Annotated in this window: 17 protein-coding genes and 1 pseudogene; 11 read left to right on the top strand and 7 right to left on the bottom strand. The window is 73.9% G+C overall.

Going from position 1 to position 18,921, the window contains the following annotated elements; translation table 11 throughout:
- The first annotated feature begins 1 nt into the window (after nucleotide 1).
- Nucleotides 2-796, top strand: coding sequence for an urease accessory protein UreD (locus MTO91_RS12865; protein ID WP_476654653.1), 795 nt, complete (start codon nucleotides 2-4; stop codon nucleotides 794-796).
- 57 nt (nucleotides 797-853) lie between these two features.
- Here the strand turns inward: MTO91_RS12865 and MTO91_RS12860 are convergent, their stop codons facing one another.
- The gene (locus tag MTO91_RS12860) at nucleotides 854-2,491 is read right to left on the bottom strand and encodes a purine-cytosine permease family protein (RefSeq protein WP_476654652.1); all 1,638 of its coding nucleotides are present in this window, start codon (nucleotides 2,489-2,491) and stop codon (nucleotides 854-856) included.
- A 281-nt stretch (nucleotides 2,492-2,772) separates the two neighbouring features.
- A complete protein-coding gene (locus MTO91_RS12855) occupies nucleotides 2,773-3,552 on the bottom strand; it encodes a GNAT family N-acetyltransferase (RefSeq protein WP_476654651.1) in 780 nt (259 codons plus the stop codon).
- 154 nt (nucleotides 3,553-3,706) lie between these two features.
- On the opposite strand from MTO91_RS12855, the gene uraD reads away from it, so the two are divergent.
- The 4 genes from uraD to MTO91_RS12835 are packed head-to-tail and all read left to right on the top strand — an operon-like array spanning nucleotide 3,707 to nucleotide 6,939.
- On the top strand, nucleotides 3,707-4,213 hold the full coding sequence (gene uraD / locus MTO91_RS12850; protein ID WP_476654650.1) for a 2-oxo-4-hydroxy-4-carboxy-5-ureidoimidazoline decarboxylase: 507 nt from the start codon (nucleotides 3,707-3,709) through the stop codon (nucleotides 4,211-4,213).
- Nucleotides 4,210-4,515 (top strand): hydroxyisourate hydrolase, encoded by a 306-nt coding sequence (locus tag MTO91_RS12845; protein ID WP_405417297.1) that lies wholly within the window; start codon nucleotides 4,210-4,212, stop codon nucleotides 4,513-4,515. Before uraD ends, MTO91_RS12845 begins: the two co-directional genes overlap by 4 nt.
- 2 nt (nucleotides 4,516-4,517) lie before the next feature.
- Nucleotides 4,518-5,432, top strand: coding sequence for a factor-independent urate hydroxylase (pucL, locus tag MTO91_RS12840; protein ID WP_476654648.1), 915 nt, complete (start codon nucleotides 4,518-4,520; stop codon nucleotides 5,430-5,432).
- 28 nt (nucleotides 5,433-5,460) lie between these two features.
- Nucleotides 5,461-6,939 (top strand): nucleobase:cation symporter-2 family protein, encoded by a 1,479-nt coding sequence (locus MTO91_RS12835; protein WP_476654647.1) that lies wholly within the window; start codon nucleotides 5,461-5,463, stop codon nucleotides 6,937-6,939.
- Between the two features lie 96 nt (nucleotides 6,940-7,035).
- Here the strand turns inward: MTO91_RS12835 and MTO91_RS12830 are convergent, their stop codons facing one another.
- The 5 genes and pseudogenes from MTO91_RS12830 to MTO91_RS12810 form a co-directional block, all read right to left on the bottom strand.
- Complete coding sequence (locus tag MTO91_RS12830) at nucleotides 7,036-7,956, bottom strand: type IV toxin-antitoxin system AbiEi family antitoxin domain-containing protein (protein ID WP_405417301.1); 921 nt, start codon at nucleotides 7,954-7,956, stop codon at nucleotides 7,036-7,038.
- Between the two features lie 211 nt (nucleotides 7,957-8,167).
- Entirely contained in the window at nucleotides 8,168-8,989 is an 822-nt protein-coding gene (locus tag MTO91_RS12825; protein ID WP_476654645.1) for an IclR family transcriptional regulator, read from the bottom strand.
- 9 nt (nucleotides 8,990-8,998) lie between these two features.
- Complete coding sequence (allB, locus tag MTO91_RS12820; RefSeq protein WP_476654643.1) at nucleotides 8,999-10,408, bottom strand: allantoinase AllB; 1,410 nt, start codon at nucleotides 10,406-10,408, stop codon at nucleotides 8,999-9,001.
- 10 nt (nucleotides 10,409-10,418) lie between these two features.
- Nucleotides 10,419-11,138 (bottom strand): annotated as a pseudogene (locus tag MTO91_RS12815) (aspartate/glutamate racemase family protein); the annotation flags it as partial.
- Nucleotides 11,138-12,613, bottom strand: a complete 1,476-nt coding sequence (locus MTO91_RS12810) for an NCS1 family nucleobase:cation symporter-1 (RefSeq protein WP_476654642.1) — start codon at nucleotides 12,611-12,613, stop codon at nucleotides 11,138-11,140. The gene MTO91_RS12810 and the pseudogene MTO91_RS12815, both read right to left, overlap by 1 nt.
- Before the next feature lie 288 nt (nucleotides 12,614-12,901).
- Here MTO91_RS12810 and MTO91_RS12805 point away from each other — a divergent pair, with 288 nt between their 5' ends.
- From MTO91_RS12805 to alc, 6 genes are read left to right on the top strand one after another with little or no spacing between them, the layout of a single operon-like run.
- Complete coding sequence (locus MTO91_RS12805; RefSeq protein ID WP_405417308.1) at nucleotides 12,902-13,294, top strand: allophanate hydrolase-related protein; 393 nt, start codon at nucleotides 12,902-12,904, stop codon at nucleotides 13,292-13,294.
- Nucleotides 13,295-13,314: 20 nt separating this feature from the next.
- Nucleotides 13,315-14,103 (top strand): hydroxypyruvate isomerase family protein, encoded by a 789-nt coding sequence (locus MTO91_RS12800; protein ID WP_476654640.1) that lies wholly within the window; start codon nucleotides 13,315-13,317, stop codon nucleotides 14,101-14,103.
- On the top strand, nucleotides 14,100-14,981 hold the full coding sequence (locus MTO91_RS12795; RefSeq protein ID WP_476654639.1) for an NAD(P)-dependent oxidoreductase: 882 nt from the start codon (nucleotides 14,100-14,102) through the stop codon (nucleotides 14,979-14,981). Before MTO91_RS12800 ends, MTO91_RS12795 begins: the two co-directional genes overlap by 4 nt.
- Nucleotides 14,978-16,768 (top strand): glyoxylate carboligase, encoded by a 1,791-nt coding sequence (gcl, locus tag MTO91_RS12790; RefSeq protein WP_476654637.1) that lies wholly within the window; start codon nucleotides 14,978-14,980, stop codon nucleotides 16,766-16,768. Before MTO91_RS12795 ends, gcl begins: the two co-directional genes overlap by 4 nt.
- On the top strand, nucleotides 16,765-17,931 hold the full coding sequence (locus tag MTO91_RS12785; protein WP_476654635.1) for a glycerate kinase: 1,167 nt from the start codon (nucleotides 16,765-16,767) through the stop codon (nucleotides 17,929-17,931). Before gcl ends, MTO91_RS12785 begins: the two co-directional genes overlap by 4 nt.
- Entirely contained in the window at nucleotides 17,928-18,920 is a 993-nt protein-coding gene (gene alc / locus MTO91_RS12780) for an allantoicase (RefSeq protein WP_100877899.1), read from the top strand. Before MTO91_RS12785 ends, alc begins: the two co-directional genes overlap by 4 nt.
- Nucleotide 18,921 lies beyond the last annotated feature (1 nt).

The following is an 18,921-nucleotide window of genomic DNA, read 5'->3' as shown; positions in this document are numbered from 1 at the left end:
GGTGCTGGCCTGCGCGGAGCTCGTGGTCGTCGCGCGGGAGGACCGGTCGGTCGTCACGACGCTGCGGGCGCAGTCCCCGCTAGCCCTGGTCCCCCGTCGTGGCGTCACCGGTGCGAGCCGGTCCGACGCCGTCGTGCACCTGGTGGGGTCGGCCTCGACCCCGCTGGCCGGCGACGACGTCACCCTCACCGTGACCGTCGGCGCGGGGGCGCACCTGACCCTGACCGGGGTCGCGGCGGCCGTCGCCCTGCCGGGTGGCCGCCGTGCCGACCGCGTGGCCCGGCCGAGCCGGACCGTGCTGCGCTGCAGCGTCGGCGACGGCGGGTCGCTGACCTACCTGCCGGAGCCGACCGTGGTGACCGGGCGGGCCCACCACGAGACCGTGCTCGACGTGGTGCTCGCCCCGACCGCCGCGTTGCGCGCCCGGGACCTGCTGGTCGCCGGCCGCACCGGGGAGCGGCCGGGCCGCTGCCGCGGGACCGTCCGGGTCACCGAGTGCAGTGCCGCCGGGAACGGTGCCCCCGGGAACGGTGCCGCGCCCGGCCGGCCGCTGCTGGTGCAGACCCAGGAGATCGGCGACCCGCTGCTCGACGCCTCCCCCGCCCACCTCGCCGGGCACCGGGTCCTGGGCACCGAGGTCCTGGTCGGTCCCGCCCGCGAGCAGGTCCCCGCGACCTGCGGGGACGGCTGGAGCCTGTCCCCGCTGCCGGGACGCGGGGCGCTCGCGACGGCCGTCGCGCACGACGCCGTCACCGCCGCCCGCCGCCTCGCCGAGGCGGTCCGCGCCGCCTCCTGAGCCGTCGGGCGACCGGCACCGGTGAGGGGCCGGGTGCCGCTCCCCCACCGGTGGCGGTCACACCTGGGCCGGGAGCAGGTGCTTGCCCGTCCGGTCGGTGCTCAGGCACAGCGAGCACACGTAGGCGTCGTGCGCGGGGCACGCCGCCATGTCCGGTCGTTCCAGGTCCTGACCGCACACGTGGCACGGCAGGGTGACGGCCGAGGGGTTGCCGTGCTCGTCGAGCATCGGCAGGTCGATGCCGTCGTCGGTGCGGCGCAGGTACCAGCGGCCCCGGGTGGCGAGCGCGATCACCGGGGGCAGCACCACGCCGAGCACGATCGCGACCAGCGGCGAGAACGGGGCGATCGCCTCGCCCAGCAGCCCGAAGAACGCCGCGATGGACAGCCCGCCCGCGACGACCACCGAGCCGAACCCGACCGGGTTGACCGCGTACAGCATGCCGCGGCGGAACTCCGGGACCTTCGGCGAGATGCCGAGCAGGTACTTGTTCACCACGATGTCGGTGGCGACCACGACGATCCAGGCGATGCCCATGTTGGCGTAGAACCCGAGGATCGCGTTGAGGAAGTCGAACATGTTCGCCTCCATCAGCACGAGCGCGATCACCAGGTTGACGCCGAGGAACACCAGCCGCCCGGGGTAGGTGCCGGTGACCCGGGTGAAGGAGTTGGTCCAGGCCAGCGAGCCGGAGTAGGCGTTGGTGACGTTGATCTTGATCTGGCTGATGACGACGAGCACCACGGCCAGGGTGATGGCCAGCCACGCGGGCATGAGCTCCTGGTAGATGGCCAGGAACTGGTGCACCGGCTCGTTGGCCACCGTCGCGCCGTCGGCCAGGTTCGCGATCAGGTAGACGGCGAGGAACAGCCCGACGACCTGCTTCGCCGCCCCGAACAGCACCCAGCCCGGTCCGGCGAGCAGCGTCGCGGCCCACCAGCGGCGGGCGTTCTCCGGGGTCCTGGGTGGCATGAACCGCAGGTAGTCGATCTGCTCGGCGATCTGGGCGATCAGCGACAGGCACACCCCGGCGGCGAGCATGACCGAGCCGAGACTCGGGGCGCCCGCGCCGTCCTCGCCCTGGTAGGCCAGGAACGTCGACACCGAGTCCGGGTGCGCCAGGAGCAGGTAGCCGAAGGGCAGCACCATCAGGACCAGCCACAGCGGCGTCGTCCACACCTGCAGCGTGGACAGCAGCGACATCCCGTACACGACCAGCGGGAAGATGATCACCGTGGACACGGCGTAGCCCGCCCACAGCGGCAGCCCCAGGCCGAGTTCGAGACCCTGGGCCATGATCGAGCCCTCGAGGGCGAAGAAGATGAAGGTGAAGGTCGCGAAGATGACGTTGGTCAGGATCGAGCCGTAGTAGCCGAAGCCGCTGCCGCGGGTGATCAGGTCCAGGTCCAGGTTGTAGCGGGCCGCGTAGTACGCCAGCGGCAGCCCGGTCGCGATGATCACCAGCGCGAACACGGCGATGCCCCACAGGGCGTTGACCGTGCCGTAGGCGATGCCGATGTTCGCGCCGATCGCGAAGTCGGCGAGGTAGGCGATCCCGCCGAGCGCGGTCACCCCGACGACGCCGGGTGACCAGCGGCGGTAGCTGCGCGGCGCGAACCGCAGCGTGTAGTCCTCCAGCGTCTCGCGCGCGGCTCCCGCCGGCGCCGCCGCGGTCCGGTCCATCTCCTGCGTCATCGATGCCCCCACGGTGGCCGGGTCGGAGGACCACCGGTGAGGAATGCTGCGTCCCGCAACGGCGGCGCCGGTTGCCGTCGGGTGACGACTGCGTGACACCGGCCCCGGCCGATCCGGGCGCCGCGTGACGGCCGGCGGACCGGCCGGGACGACTGCGTGACGATCCGGGCACGACGGGTGCGTCCCCACGCCGGACCGGCCACCGTGGTGGCCGGGGCGTACGGCGGCCCCGCGACGACGGTGGCGACGGACGAGGGCGGGCGGGGACGCTGGGCGGTCGGTCAGGAGGGCGGGTGCTCCCACATCGTCGTGCGGAACAGGTCCCAGAAGCCCAGCCGGCGGTAGACCGGGTGGCCGTCGTCGCTGGAGATCAGCAGCGACGGCAGCCCGGGCGCGGCCGCGCAGACGGCCGCGGTGACCGCCCCGCCGAACCCACGGCCCCGGTGCTCCGGCAGCACCGACACCCAGTCGACCTCGACCACGCCGTGGTGCACACCCGCCCCGGCCGTCGCGACCGGCTCGTCCCCGGCGTACCCGACGACCAGGTGCAGCAGGTCCGCGGACCGCGGGTCCGCGACGGCCGGCCGCCCCACCTCAGCGAGGCCGTAGCCGGCGACCAGGACGCGCTCGAAGTCGGCCGGGTCGGCGTCGGGCACCGTCCGGATCCGCAGGCCCGGCGGGGGCGCCGGCAGCGGTCCCGGCGGGCGGAACATCAGCGGCGGATGGCCGACCCGCACCAGCCCGTACCGGGTCAGGTCGGGCAGCGCGAACAGCGAGAGCAGCACCCACCAGCGGTGCGGCGGGAAGAACCCGGCCGCGTCGTCGAGCACCCGGCGCAGGTCGCCGGGGCCCGGCGGGGCGGTCAGGACGACCGCGTTGTCGTAGCCGAACGGGGACCCGGGGTCGGCCAGGACGGCACCGGCCACCCGTCGCGCCCGCCCGCCGGACCGGGCCGCCATGGCGGTGGTCCGGTCGGCGTAGGCGTGCACGAACCGGCGCGCGAGGCTGTCGCCGACCGGGCTGTCCGGCTCCCAGCCGGTGGTGAGCGTCTCGGTGGTCATGACCGGGGATGGTCCGCCGGTCCCGCGTGCTCCGGCAGGGCCGTTCGGCCGGGTGACCCTTGACACGCTGCCGTCGCGAAACCAACACTGATGACACTTCGGAACCAAGATTCCGCATCGTGAAATTTCACGGACAAGTACGGAAGCAGGACCCATGCCGGACGACCTGACCCTCGACCGACTCAACACCGCCCCACCCGACGAGCTGCGCCCGGCCCTGCGTGCCTGCGCCACCTCGCCGGGGTGGGCGGACCGACTGCTGGCCGGTCGCCCCTACGGCAGCGTCGACGACGCCGTCGCCGCGGCGGAGAAGGCGGTCCTCGCCCTGGACAGCGCCGAGATCGACGCCGCGCTGGCCGGGCACCCCCGCATCGGCGAGCGCCCCGGCGGCGCCCATGCCGACGGCGCCGCGTTCTCCCGTTCCGAACAGTCCGGTGTGGACACCGGGGCGGACTCCGCCGCCCGGCTCGCCGCCGGCAACGCCGCCTACGAGCAGCGCTTCGGCCACGTCTTCCTGATCCGGGCCGCCGGTCGCGACGCCGGGCAGATCCTCGCCGAGCTGGAGCGCAGGCTGGGCAACGACCCGGCCGCCGAGCGCGCCGAGGCCGCCGGTCAGCTGGCCGAGATCACCGCCCTGCGGATGCGGCAGGTGCTGGCATGAGCAGCTTCTCCACCCACGTCCTCGACGCCGCGGCGGGCCGCCCGGCCACCGGCGTCCCGGTCACCCTGACCGGCGCGGACGGAATGGTGCTGGCGTCGGGCACCACCGACGACGACGGCCGCTGGCGCGCCCCGGAGTCCGCCGCGCTCACCGCGGGGGTGCTGCACCGGATCACGTTCACGACGCCGAGCCCGTTCTTCCCGGAGGTGTCGATCGCGTTCCGCCCGGAGCGCACCGACCGCCACCACCACGTCCCGCTGCTGCTGTCGCCCTACTCCTACTCCACCTACCTCGGGAGCTGATCATGTCCGTCTCGGTCCACCTCGGCGACAACAAGTACGGCAAGGCGGAGGTCCGCGTGGTGCGGGTCGTGCGCGACACCGCCCGCCACGAGATCACCGACCTCAACGTGACCAGCCAGCTGCGGGGCGCCGCCCTGGAGAGCAGCTACCTGACCGGCGACAACTCCAAGGTCGTCGCCACCGACACCCAGAAGAACGTGGTGTACGCCTTCGCCTCCGAGCACGGGATCACCTCGCCCGAGGAGTTCCTGCTGCTGCTCGGCGACCACTTCACCGGCGAGTTCGAGTGGATCACCGGCGGGCTCTGGCAGGCCGAGCTGTACGAGTGGGAGCGGATCGTCGTCGACGGCGCCGGGCACGACCACTCGTTCGTCCGGAAGGGCCGGGCCACCCGGCTGGCGACGGTGCAGAAGACCGGCGGCGCCACCCACGTCACCGCCGGGCTGAAGGACCTCACCGTGCTCAAGTCCACCGGCAGCGAGTTCCACGGCTTCCCGCGCGACCGCTACACCACCCTGGTCGAGACCGACGACCGCATCCTCGCCACCTCGGTCACCGCGCGCTGGCGCTACCTGCCCGAGGCCGTCGCCGCCGGGATCGACTTCAACGGCGCCTACGACGCGATCGGCGCGGCGATGCTGTCGGCGTTCGCCACCACCCACTCGCTCGCGCTGCAGCAGTCGCTCTACGAGATGGGCCGGGCCGCGATCGAGGCCTGCGACGGCGTCGCCGAGATCCGGTTCGCGATGCCCAACAAGCACCACTTCCTGTCCGACCTGTCGCCGTTCGGGCTCAAGAACCCGAACGAGGTCTTCCACGCCGCCGACCGCCCCTACGGCCTGATCGAGGGCACCGTCGTCCGCGACGGCGTGACCCCGGCGCCGGAGGCGTGGACCGACGTGCCGTCCTCCGTCTGACCCGCCACTCCCACCGAGGGGATCCGCCATGAGCTCGGAACAGGCAGTACGTCCGGAGGACGAACGGCTCGGCATCGGGCCGACGCTCGGCTACGGCGTCCAGCACATCCTCGCGATGTTCGGGGGCGTGATCGCGGTACCGATCATCATCGGCGGTGCGGCCGGGCTCACCCCCGCGCAGAGCGCCGTGCTCGTCGCCTCCGGGCTGTTCGTCAGCGGGCTCGCCACCCTGCTGCAGACCCTCGGCCTGCCGTTCTTCGGATCGCAACTGCCGCTGGTGCAGGGCACCTCGTTCGCGTCGGTGTCGACGATGATCGCGATCGTCGGCGACGACGGCACCGACGGCCTGCGCACCGTCTACGGCGCGGTGATCGTCGCGGCCGCGGTCGGGCTTCTCATCACCCCGTTCTTCGCCCGGGTGGTACGGCTGTTCCCGCCGGTGGTGACCGGGTCGATCATCACCGTGATCGGGCTGTCGCTGATGCCGGTGGCGACCGGCTGGATCACCGGCCGCGAGACCGTCACCGTGGGCGGGGCGACGGTGCCCAACCCCGAGTTCGCCGCGCTGCCCTCGATCGCGCTGGCCGGGTTCACCTTCCTGGTGGTGGTCGTCGCCGGGAAGATCGCGGTGCTCTCGCGGCTGTCGGTGCTGCTCGGGCTGCTGGTCGGGACCGTCGTCGCGCTGGTGGCCGGGCTGAGCGACTTCTCCGGCGTCGGCGGGGCGAGCGTCGCCGCGCTGCCCGCGCCGTTCGCGTTCGGCACCCCGCTGTTCACGGTCGGGGCGACCGTCTCGATGGTCATCGTGGTCCTGGTGATCATGGTGGAGACCACCGCCGACATCCTCGCGGTCGGCGAGGTCGTCGAGACCCGGGTGGACGCCCGCCGGGTCGGCGACGGGCTGCGCGCCGACATGGCCGCCTCGGTGGTCGCGCCGGTGTTCAACTCCTTCCCGGCGACGGCGTTCGCCCAGAACGTCGGGCTCGTCGCGCTGACCGGGATCCGGAGCCGGTTCGCCGTCGCCGCCGGGGGGCTGCTCCTGCCCGTCCTGGGGCTCTCCCCGATGGCGTCCGCGGTGTTCTCGGCGATCCCGCAGCCGGTGCTCGGCGGGGCGGGCATCGTGCTGTTCGGTACGGTCGCCGCCAGCGGGATCCGGACACTCGCCGCGGTCGAGTACCGCGGGACCAACAACATGGTGATCGTCGCGGCGTCGGTGGCGTTCGGCCTGGTCCCGGTGGTCTCGCCGGACTTCTGGGCGAACTTCCCGGACTGGTTCGCGACGATCTTCCACTCCGGCATCAGCTCGGCGGCGATCGTCGCGGTGCTGCTCAACCTGTTCTTCAACGTGTTCGCCCCCGGCCGGCCGTCGGCGCCGTCGGTCGTCGCGGCGGGCCCGCCGGTGCTGGTGCAGACCGGGGAGATCCGGATCCTGGCCTCGGGCGAGGTGCTGGGCCCGGAGTCCTACGAGCCGGTCACGGCGAAGCCGGGCACCCAGGTCAGGGACGACTGAGCATCGCGGCATGATCGTCGTTCCGGAAGGGTCCGGTGCCGTCCGTGGCACGGATCCCTTCCGGGACGACGATCACCGCTGCCGGCCAGGGGCCGGTCACGCTGCGGCGGCCAGGAGCTCACGGACACGGCGCACGACGAGCTCCGGTGCTCCGGTCAGATCCGCCCAGGTGAACCGCAGCAGGACCCACCCCGCGGTGCCGAGCGCGTTGCCCTTGCGCCGGTCCGCAGCGAAGCGCTCGGCGTCCACGTGCCAGGCCCAGCCGTCGACCTCGATCGCCAGCCTGCGCTCCGGGAACGCCAGGTCCAGCGTCCACGGGCCGAACCGGTGGCCGTGCACCCACCCGGTCACACCCGCCTCCCGGAGCAACCGCATCATCCGGCGCTCGGCCACCGAGTCGGCGCGGTCGGCGCATGCGACGAGGAGCTCCCCCATCCCCCGGTTCCCGCGGGCACCCATGTGCCGGCAGTAGGCCGCGTGCAGCTCGGCGAAGCCGACATGACGTTGCAGGGCGCGGTCGAGGAAGCGAGGTCCCGCCACCGGGGCGGTCTCGAGCACGGTGCACGTCGGCGTCGTCACCGCGACGCCGTGCAGCACCGTCCGGTCGTCCGGGTCCAGGACCCGCCTGCGCAGCGTCACCCCGGGGGCGGGGACCCGGTGCATCGTGCGCGGGACCGTGAACCCGATCGTGCCGGGCGGCTCGTCGAGCATCCGGTGCCAGAACGCGGCTGCGGGTCCGCTCAACGTCGCCCGCGGACCGGCCCAGAGCGCCGCCGCTCGGACCCTGCTCTCGTGTCCCGGTCGGTGCCCGGCGACCAGGTAGACCCCGGGGTGCACCATGCACCATGCCCCGGTCGACGCCCGGCGGGCGACGGTGCGCCCCGACATACCGCAGGCGATGGCCTGGGCCCGGCTGATGACGCCGGCCTGCCGGACCAGCAACGCGGCGACCCCTCCGGCCACGCCGGAGGGACCGGCGGAGGGGATGTCGTGGCCGCTGTCCGGGCTCTCGGTCATCGCCGGAGCATCCGGCCGCGGCGCCCCGGCCGGGCCCGTTCGCTCCGTTCCGGTGGCGATCGCGAACCGCATCCCCGTGGTGATCGAGGACTCGGAAGGGATCGGTGCCGGCAGTGGCACCGATCCCTTCCGGATCTCCGATCATGGTCGGGCCCGTCGAGATCCGGCAACGTCGGCCGCGGTGTGGGCGACACCGACAGGAGGCCCGGCCTCAGACCCCCGCGGCGTCCTGCCGGGCCAGCTCGGTCACCAGCGCGTCGGCCACGGACCGCAGCTTCGGCACGGCGGAGTCGAGGAGCGCGTCGGTCATCCGGATCGTCGGGCCGGAGATGGACACCGCGGCGGGCAGCGGCCCGTCGAGCGCGACGGCGACGCACCGCACCCCCAGCTCCTGCTCGCCCTCGTCGACGGCGTACCCGGCGGCACGGACCTTGTCGAGCTCGGTGAAGTACTCCTCGGGCGAGGTGATCGTGTTGTCGGTGTGCCGCACGAAGTCGGTGTGCCGCAGCACCTCCCGCGCCCGCTCGACCGGCATCCGGGACAGCAGCGCCTTCCCGACGGCGGTGCAGTGCGGCGACACCCGTCGCCCGACCTCGGTGAACATCCGCATCGAGTGACGGCCGGGCTCCTGGGCGACGTAGACGACCTGGTTCCCATCCAGCAGCGCCAGGTTGGCGCTCTCCCCCAGGTCGTCGACCAGGCCGGCGAGCCGCGGGCGCGCCCACATGCCCACCAGGCGTCCGGCGGTGTCGCCGAGGCGCACCAGGCGGGGGCCGAGGGCGTACTCGCGCGAGGACTGCTGGCGGACGTAGCCGCGCCCGGCCAGGGTCCGGACGAGCCGGTGGATGGTGGGCAGCGGGAGACCGGAGGTGGCCGCGAGGTGGGACAGGCTGACCGTGCCGCCCGCGTCGGCCATCGCCTCCAGCAGGTCCACGGCCCGCTCCACGGACTGCACGGTCCCCGAGCGGGCCGGTGCCGCCGCGGCGACGTCCGCGGCGGCACCGACGCGACTGTCGGGATCGTTCTTCCGCATGACGGAAGTCTAGCCCTGCTCGGGCGGTGCGGCCGGGACCTCGGTGCGGTCCGGGGCGCCGGGTGCACCCGTCACCCGCTCCACCGAGCCGCGGCGCAGCAGCCTGCCGTGCGGCTCACCGGACACCTCGACGTCGCGGCCGCCCAGGACGGTGCGCCGGACCACGCCGGACAGCGACCGGCCGGCGTAGGCGCTCACCTTGTTCTTGTGGTGCAGCCGGTCCGGGTCCACGACGAAGGCGGCGTCGGGGGCGAAGACCACGAGGTCGGCGTCGTAGCCGAGCGCGATCCGGCCCTTGGAACGCAGCCCGACCAGGTCAGCTGGCTTCGACGCCATCCACTGCACCACCAGCGCGAGCCCGATGCCGCGCCGGCGGGCCTCGCTCCACACCAGCGACAGCCCCAGCTGCAGCGACGACACCCCGCCCCAGGCGAGCCCGAAGTCCCCGGAGTCGAGCAGCTTCAGCTCGGCGGTGCTGGGCGAGTGGTCGGACACGATGCAGTCGATCGTCCCGTCGAGCAGGCCCTCCCACAGCAGCTCCCGGTTCGACGCCTCGCGGATCGGCGGGCAGCACTTGTGCGTGGTGGCGCCGTCGGGGATCTCCTCGGCGAACAGCGTGAGGTAGTGCGGGCAGGTCTCGGCGGTGATCCGGACGCCGTCGCGGCGCGCGGTCGCGATCATCGGGAGCGCGTCGGAGGAGGACACGTGCAGCACGTGCGCGCGTGCCCCGGTCCAGCGGGCCCGCTCGATGACCTCGGCGATCGCCAGGTTCTCCGCGCCGCGCGGACGCGAGCGCAGGAAGGTGTCGTACTTCGCGCCGTGCGGGGTGGGGGCCTTCTCGATGGCCCGGGAGTCCTCGGCGTGCACGATCATGACGGCGTCGAAGGTGGCCAGCTCGGCCATGTCGCGTTCCATCTCGTCGGCGTCGAGCGGCGGGAACTCGTCGACGCCGGAGTGCAGCAGGAAGCACTTGAACCCGAAGACGCCCTCGTCGTGCAGGCCGCGCAGGTCACCGAGGTTGCCGGGCACGGCGCCGCCCCAGAACCCGACGTCGACGAACGCCTGGTGCTCGGCGACCTTGCGCTTCACCTCCAGCGCCGCGACGTCCACGGTCGGCGGGATCGAGTTCAGCGGCATGTCGACGATCGTGGTGACCCCGCCCGCCGCGGCGGCCCGGGTCGCCGAGGCGAAGCCCTCCCACTCGGTGCGGCCGGGCTCGTTGACGTGCACGTGGGTGTCGACGAGACCGGGCAGGAGCACCTCGTCGTCGGCGAGGTCGATCACCCGGGCCCCGTCGAGGCCGTTGCCGAGCGGCTCGATGGCGACGATCCGCCCGCCGGTCACGCCGATCTCGCGGGGCTGCTCGCCCGCCGTGGTCATGATCCGCTTCCCGCGGACCACCAGGTCGTAGCTGGTCATGACATCTCCAGGGAAATCCGGTGATCTTCTTGGTTCGTGGTGCCGCGTAGGTGCGGCTCGTCGAGGTGGTCAGGCCGAGCCGGACCAGCGACTCGGCGACGGTGACCGCGGCCTGCACCCCGTCGACGACGGGGACGCCGGTCTCCGCGCGCACCGTCGCCTCCAGCCCGGCCATGCCGCCGCAGCCGAGGCAGATGACCTCGGCGTGGTCCTGCTCGACCGCGACCCGGGCCTGCTCGACGATCGCGGCGACCGCGCGGTCCGGGTCCTGCTCGAGCTCCAGCACCGCGAGCCCGGAGGCGCGCACCGAGGCGCAGCGCCGGTCCAGCCCGGCGAGCAGCAGCCGGTCGGAGATGAGCGGCACGGTGCGGTCCAGGGTGGTCACCACCGAGTAGCGGTGGCCGAGGTACATCGCGGTGGTCGCGGCGGCCTCGGTGATGTCGACGACGGGCACGTCGAGCATCTCCTGCAGGCCCTCGCGGCCGTGCTCGCCGTAGCCGGCCTGGATCACCGCGTCGAACCGCTCGCCGGAGGCGGCGTAACGCGCGACGGCGTCGGCGACCCCGACCGCGGCCAGGTAGCTCTCCAGGTTGCCCTCGACCGACTCGGCGCCGAACCGCGGCGTCAGCCCGACGATCCCGGTGCCGGGCGCGGCGACCGAGCGGGCCGACGCGGCGATCGCCTCGGTGACCGACACCGTGGTGTTGACGTTGACGACGACGATCCTCATCAGTGGCCCCCGGCCGGTGCGACGGCCAGCGGCTCCCCGGAGACCGCGCGGTAGGTCCGTCCGCGCGGGGCGACGAGCACGGTCAGCAGCGCCGCGACCCCGGCGCCGAGAAACCAGCTGAACGGCGCGACCGGCTCCAGCGCGGGGACGAACCCGACGGCGACGGCGACCACCGCGGACGGCACGAACACCGCGACCGCGCGCCGGTTGACCCCGCCCCGGTAGTGGTAGGCGCCGGTGCTCGCCTCGGTGTAGAGCGCGGGGACGTCGATCCGGCCGCGCCAGACCAGCCAGTAGTCGGCCATCACGATCCTGAACAGCGGGCCGAGCAGCGCGCCGAGCACACCCAGGAAGTAGGTGATCACCACCGGGGAGTCGTACAGGTTCCAGGGCAGGATGATCAGCCCGATCAGCGCGCTCACCACCCCGGCCCGGCGGAAGTCGAGCACCCGCGGGAACAGGTTCGACAGGGCGTAGCAGGGGGCCACGAAGTTCGCCATCAGGTTGACCGCGATCGTCAGGATCAGCAGCGCCGCGGAGGCGACCAGCAGCAGCGGGGTGTTGGGGATGGTGTTGACGACGTCGGCCGGGCTGGAGATCACCTGGCCGCCGATCCGCAGCTGGCCGCCCGCCAGCACCACGACCACGACACCGAAGAACAGGGTGTTCGGCAGGATCCCCCAGAAGCTGCCACGCCGGACCGCTCCGGTGGACACCGCGCCGCGGGTGAAGTCGCAGAAGTTGAGGACGAAGGTGCCGTAGATCGCCGTCCACAGCGACGCCCCGGCGAGAATCTGCACCCACATCGCCCCGCCGGTCAGCGGCTCGGGCACCGACAGCGCGATGTCGCCACCGGTCTGCCACAGCACCCAGCCCGCGAGCACCGCGAGGGTCACCAGCACGATCGGGCCGGCGACGGCCTCGTAGCGGCGGATGCCGTCCATGCCGCGCAGCAGGATCGCCACCTGCACGACCCACAGGACGACGAAGCAGATCCAGCCCAGCACCGACAGCCCCAGGAACGACACCTGCTCCAGCGCACCGGCCGACGGCGCCACGGCCAGGACCATCACGACGAGCACCCGGGTGGCGAGGTAGGTGTGGATGCCGAACCAGGCGATCGCGACCGCGCCCCGCACCAGGGCCGGGAGCTGGGCACCGCGCACGCCGAAGGCGATCCGGCTCATCACCGGGAACGGCAGGCCCGTCCGGTAGCCCATGTACCCGGCGACGGTGAGCAGCACGAACAGCACCAGCGCACCGATGCCGAGCGAGACCAGGATCTGCCAGGCGCCGAGGCCGAGCGCGAACAGGCCGAGGGCGAAGCCGTAGTTGCCCAGGCTGTGCACGTCGACGGCCCACAGGGTGAAGATGTTGTAGGCCTTCCACGACCGTCCCTCGACGGTGGTCGGCGCGAGGTCGCGGTTGTAGAGCCGGGGGCTCGGTGCGTCGGCGCCGTCCTGCGTGACGGGCACGGCGGCCACCCGCTCACCGGTCGGCGCTGCTGCGGATAGGTCGCTCGTTCCGGGTCCCGTCATCGGGGCCACCTCGGATCCCACGTCGTGGCGCGACCAACGTAACGCGCCGATTTCCGCGATGTGAAACGAATCTCTTACGTAGCGGAATCACGCTATGGCGCCGGTCACGCAAGCGTCAAGGGGTCGCCGCCGACGACGATGCTTGACAGCCCCCTGACGCCGTGGTCCGATTCACACCGCAAAACGGAATCACTCTTCCGCATTGCGGAATGATCGGAGGCTCCGGTGACTGCCCTCTTCTGTTCCGGTGACGCGATGCGCGGCGGCCGGCTCCACCACAACGTGTCCGCCCACCCGTTCCTGGGCGGGGTCCGGACCGCTCCGCACTACCGCATGTACTCGGTACGCGACCAGTTCCCGGCCCTGCTGGAGGACCCCTCCGGCGGCGTGCCGCTGGCCGGGGAGATCTACGACGTCCCGCTCTCGGCGATCCGCACCGACTTCCTGCCCGACGAGCCGCCGGAGCTCGAGCTCACCGTCATCGAGCTCGACGACGGCCGCGACGTCCTCGCCGTCGGGCTGCGGCCCGGTGTGCTGGAGCGCCAGCGCGACGAGCTCACCGACATCACCACCCACGGCGGCTGGCGGGCCTACCGGGGACTGCCCGAGCCCACCTGAGGACCGAGGAGGCCCCTGAAGTGCGCTACACCGTCAACTGCTCCATCGTGTTCCCCAACCTGCCGCTGCTCGACCGGCCCGCGGCCGCCGCGGCGGCCGGCTTCGACGCCGTCGAGTTCTGGTGGCCGTTCACCGACTCCGTGCCCGGCGACCACGAGGTCGACGCCTTCGTCACCGCCGTCGCCGACGCCGGCGTCACCCTCACCGGGCTGAACTTCACCGCGGGCGACATGCCCGCGGGCGAGCGCGGCATCCTGTCCGACCCGGCCCGCGCGAGCGAGTTCGCCGACAACGTCGCCGTCGCCCTCGGCATCGGCGAGCGGCTCGGCACGCTCGGCTTCAACGCCCTGTACGGCAACCGGCGCGACGACCTGGACCCGCGCGTCCAGGACGAGACCGCCGTCCGCAGCCTCGCACTGGCCGCCGACGCGGCCGCCCGCATCGGCGCGGTCGCGCTGCTCGAACCGGTCAGCGGCGTCGACGCCTACCCCCTGAAGACCGCCGACGACGCCGTCGCCGTGCTCGACCGGGTCGGGTCGCCGCACCTGCGGCTGCTGCTCGACGTCTACCACCTCGCTGTGAACGGCGACGACCCCGCGGCCGCGATCGACCGCCACGCCGACCGGATCGGCCACGTCCAGATCGCCGACGCCCCCGGCCGCGGCGAACCCGGCACCGGGGACCTCCCGATCGGCGACCTGCTCGCCCGGGTCGCCGCCGCCGGCTACGACGGCCCGGTCAGCCTCGAGTACAAGCCCGTCACCGCCGACCCGTTCGGCTGGCTGACCAGGGAAGGAGCCTCCGCATGAGCGCCATCGCCTTCGTCGGCCTCGGGATCATGGGCGGCCCGATGGCCCGCCACCTCGTGAAGGCCGGGCACGACGTCGTCGGCCACAACCGGAGCCCGGAGAAGGCCGAGGCCCTCGCCGCCGACGGCGGCCGGGCCGCCGCGACGGTCGCCGAGGCGGTGACCGGCGCCGACGTGGTCGCGCTGATGCTGCCCGACTCCCCCGACGTCGTCGACGTCTGCACGCGCGACGGCGGCGTGTTCGACACGGCGGAGCCCGGCACCCTGGTGGTGGACTTCTCCACGATCCGCCCCGACGTCGCCCGTGACCTCGCCGCCCGCGCGGCCGAGCGCGGCCTGCGGATGCTCGACGCCCCGGTCTCCGGCGGCCAGGCGGGCGCCGAGAACGCCGCCCTGTCGATCATGGTCGGCGGGGAGGAGGCCGACGTGGCCGCCGCCCGCCCGCTGCTCGACGTCGTCGGGAGCACCGTCGTGCACGTCGGCCCGTCCGGGGCCGGGCAGACCGTGAAGGCCGCTAACCAGCTGATCGTCGCCGGGAACATCGCCCTGCTCGCCGAGGCGATCGAGTTCCTGCGTGCGCACGGCGCCGACCTCGACGCCGCCGTCCGTGTGCTCGGCGGCGGGCTCGCCGGCTCGAAGGTCCTCGACCAGAAGGCCCCGAGGATGCTGGCCGGGGACTACGCCCCCGGCTTCCGGATCGACCTGCACCACAAGGACATGGGCATCGTCGCCGACTCCGCCCGCGAGGCCGGGGTGGTCGCCCCGGTGGCCGCGCTCGTCGCCCAGCTCGTCGCCGCCACCCGGGCCGCCGGAGACGGCGGCCTCGACCACTCCGCCCTGCACCGCGCCGTCCGCCGCCTGAACGGGGAGTCGTCATGACCCGGATGACCGCGGCCGAGGCCGCCGTCCGCATCCTGGAGGCCGAGGGTGCCACGCAGGCGTTCGGCGTGCCGGGTGCGGCGATCAACCCCTTCTACGCCGCGATGCGCGCCCGCGGCACGATCGGCCACGTCCTGGCCCGCCACGTCGAGGGCGCCTCGCACATGGCCGAGGGCTTCACCCGCGCGCGCCCGGGGAACATCGGCGTCTGCATCGGCACCTCCGGCCCGGCGGGCACCGACATGGTGACCGGGCTGTACTCGGCGTCGGCGGACTCGATCCCGATCCTGGCCATCACCGGGCAGGCTCCGGTCGCGCGGCTGCACAAGGAGGACTTCCAGGCCGTCGACATCGCGGCCATCGCGGCACCGGTCACCAAGATGGCGATGACCGTGCGCGAGGCCGCGCAGGTGCCGGGCGCGTTCGCCCAGGCGTTCCACCTCATGCGGTCCGGCCGGCCCGGTCCCGTGCTGATCGACCTGCCGATCGACGTGCAGCAGACCGTCATCGACTTCGACCCCGACACCTACGCCCCGCTGCCGGCGCACCGCCCCGCGATGACCGGCCCGCAGGCGTCGCGGGTGCTGGACCTGCTCGCCGAGGGCGAACGGCCGCTGATCGTCGCGGGCGGCGGCATCGTCAACGCCGACGCCTCCGCCGAGCTCGTCGAGCTGGCCGAGATCCTCGGCGTCCCGGTCGTGCCGACCCTGATGGGCTGGGGCTCGATCCCCGACGACCACCCGCTCGCCGCGGGGATGGTCGGGCTGCAGACCGCGCACCGCTACGGCAACGCCACCTTCCTGGCCTCCGACGTCGTCGTCGGGATCGGGAACCGCTGGGCCAACCGGCACACCGGTGGGCTGGACACCTACCGGCGCGGGCGCCGGTTCGTGCACGTCGACATCGAGCCCACCCAGATCGGGCGGGTGTTCGCCCCCGACTACGGCGTGGTCTCCGACGCCGGGGCCGCGCTGCGCGTCCTGCTGGCCGAGGCCCGCCGCCGCCGCGACGCCGGGACGCTGCCGGACCGCAGCGCGTGGGCGGAGTCGTGCCGCGAGCGGAAGGCGACGCTGCTGCGGCGCACCGACTTCGGCTGCGTCCCCATCAAGCCGCAGCGGGTGTACCAGGAGATGAACCGGGTCTTCGGCCCGGAGACCCGCTACGTGACGACGATCGGGCTGTCCCAGATCGCGGCCGGCCAGTTCCTGCACGTCTACCGGCCCCGGCACTGGGTCAACTGCGGTCAGGCCGGACCGCTCGGCTGGACCATCCCGGCCGCGCTGGGCGCCGTCGTCGCCGACCCGTCGACCCCGGTCGTCGCGCTCTCGGGCGACTACGACTTCCAGTTCATGCTGGAGGAGCTCGCGGTCGGCGCCCAGTTCGGACTGCCCTATGTGCACGTCGTGGTCAACAACTCCTACCTGGGCCTGATCCGGCAGGCGCAGCGCGCGTTCGACATGGACTTCCGGGTCTCCCTGGCCTTCGACAACATGCACGCCGACGAGGAGCTGACCGGGCTGCCCAAGGGCTACGGCGTCGACCACGTCCGCGTCGCGGAGGGGCTGGGCTGCGTGGGGCTGCGGGTCACCGAGCCCGACGAGATCGCCACGACCCTGCGCCGGGCGTCGCAGCTGGCCTCGGAGCACAAGGTGCCCGTCGTGGTCGAGGTGGTGCTGGAGCGGGTCACGAACATCGCGATGGGCACCGAGATCGACGCCGTCACCGAGTTCGAGGACCTCGCCGAGACCCCCGCCGACGCCCCCACCGCGCTGGCCCACCGCCGGTGAGCGCGATCCTGCTGGCCCCGGACAAGTTCAAGGGCTCGCTGGACGCCGCCGCCGTCGCCGACGCGCTCGCGGCCGGGATCGCCGACGTCGACCCGGGCCGCCCGGTGCGCCGCTGCCCGGTCGCCGACGGCGGCGAGGGCACCGTCGCCGCGGCGCTGGCCGCCGGGTGGGAGCCGGTCACGACCACCGCGACCGGCCCCACCGGGGCTCCGCTGACGGCCGTCTGGGCCCGCGACGGCGTGTCCGCGCTGGTGGAGCTGGCCTCGACGGCCGGGCTCGCGGTCCTGCCCGGCGGGGAGCGCGCCCCGGGCGGCGCGGGCACCGAGGGGCTCGGCACCGTGCTCGCCGCGGTGCTCGACGCCGGGTGCACCGACGTCGTCGTCGGGCTCGGGGGCAGTGCCACCACCGACGGCGGCGCCGGGCTGCTGCGCGGGCTCGGCGCCCGCGTGCTCGACGCCGGCGGCGCCGAGATCGGGCGGGGCGGCGCGGCGCTGGCCCTGGCCGACCGGCTCGACCTGGCCGGGCTGCACCCGCGGCTGCGGGACCCGGCCGTGCGGGTCCGGCTCGCCGCCGACGTCGACAACCCGCTGCTCGGCCCGCACGGCGCCGCGGCCGTCTACGGTCCGCAGAAGGGCGCCGACGCCGCCGGGGTCGCCGCGCTCGACGACGCGCTGGCCCGCTGGGTGCGGGTGCTCGCCGCCGCCACCGGCACCGATGCCGACGCGCTCGCCGCGGCGCGCGGCGCCGGTGCCGCGGGCGGGGCGGGGCTCGCGCTGACCGCCGTCTGCGGGGCGCGCGTCGCACCCGGCGTCGGTACCGTCCTGGAGCTGACCGGCTTCGACGACGAGCTGGCCGGTGCCGGCCTCGTCGTGACCGGGGAGGGCAGACTGGACGCCCAGACCCTGCGCGGCAAGGCCCCGGCCGGGGTCGCCGCCGCCGCCCGCGCGGCCGGGACCCCGGTCGTCGCCGTCGCCGGGCAGGTGACCCTCGGCCCGGCCGCACTGCGGGCCGCGGGTTTCGTCGCGACCTACGCCCTGACCGACACCGCCCTCGACCACCGCGACGCGGTCGACCGCGCCGCCGAGCTGCTGCGTCTGCTGGGCGCCCGGATCGCCACCGACCACCCGTCCCCCACCCGCCCGATGATCAGGAGCAGACCGTGACCGACCCCTCGCTCATCGACCTCGCCTCCCGCGCGCTCGGCGGCTCGGTCGTCGCCGCGAACGACGAGTTCTTCGCCCAGCGCGAGAACCTCATCACCGCCGCCCCGCCCCGCTTCGACCCCGACGAGTTCGGTCTCAAGGGCAAGGTCTACGACGGCTGGGAGACCCGGCGCCGCCGCGAGCCCGGCCACGACTGGGCGCTGGTCCGCCTGGGTGCGCCGGGCGTGGTGGACCACGTCGTCGTCGACACCTCCTGGTTCAGGGGCAACTACCCGCCGGAGATCGCCGTCGAGGCGACCGCCGTCGACGGCCACCCCTCCCCCGACGAGCTGGAGAAGGCGCCCTGGCACGAGATCGTGCCGCGCTCGGCGTGCGCCGGGCACACCGCGAACGTCTACCCGGTGACCGACACCCGCCGGGCCACCCACCTGCGGCTGATCATGCACCCGGACGGCGGGATCGCCCGGTTCCGGGTGCTCGGCCGGGTGCTGCCCGACCCGCGGTTCCTCGAGGGCACCGTGGACCTGCTCGCGGCGGAGAACGGCGGACACGTCACCGGCTGCTCCGACGAGTTCTACTCCTCCCCCGGCAACCTGCTGCTGCCCGGGAAGGCGCGGCACATGGGCGAGGGCTGGGAGAACGCGCGGCGCCGCGACGGCGGCAACGACTGGGTCGAGTTCGCGCTCGCCGCGGGCGGGGTCCCGCGGCACGTGGAGGTCGACACGACCTGGTTCGTCGGGAACGCGCCGGGCTGGGTCTCGGTCAGCACCCGCGACGAGCGCACCGGCGGGTCGTGGACGGTGCTGCGCGACCGCGAGCGGGTGCAGCCCGACACCCGGCACCGGTTCCTGCTGCCGGGCGCCGCACCGGCCACCCACCTGCGTCTGGACGTGTTCCCCGACGGCGGGCTGTCCCGGCTGCGGTGCTGGGGCGAGCTCGACGAGGACGGCGCGGCCGCCGTGCGCCGCGCCCTCGACGCGGCGGGCTGAC

Source organism: Pseudonocardia sp. 2-7, from assembly GCF_056341085.1.
Note: the sequence above shows the minus strand (reverse complement) of the source record. Positions and strands in the feature narration are given on the sequence as shown.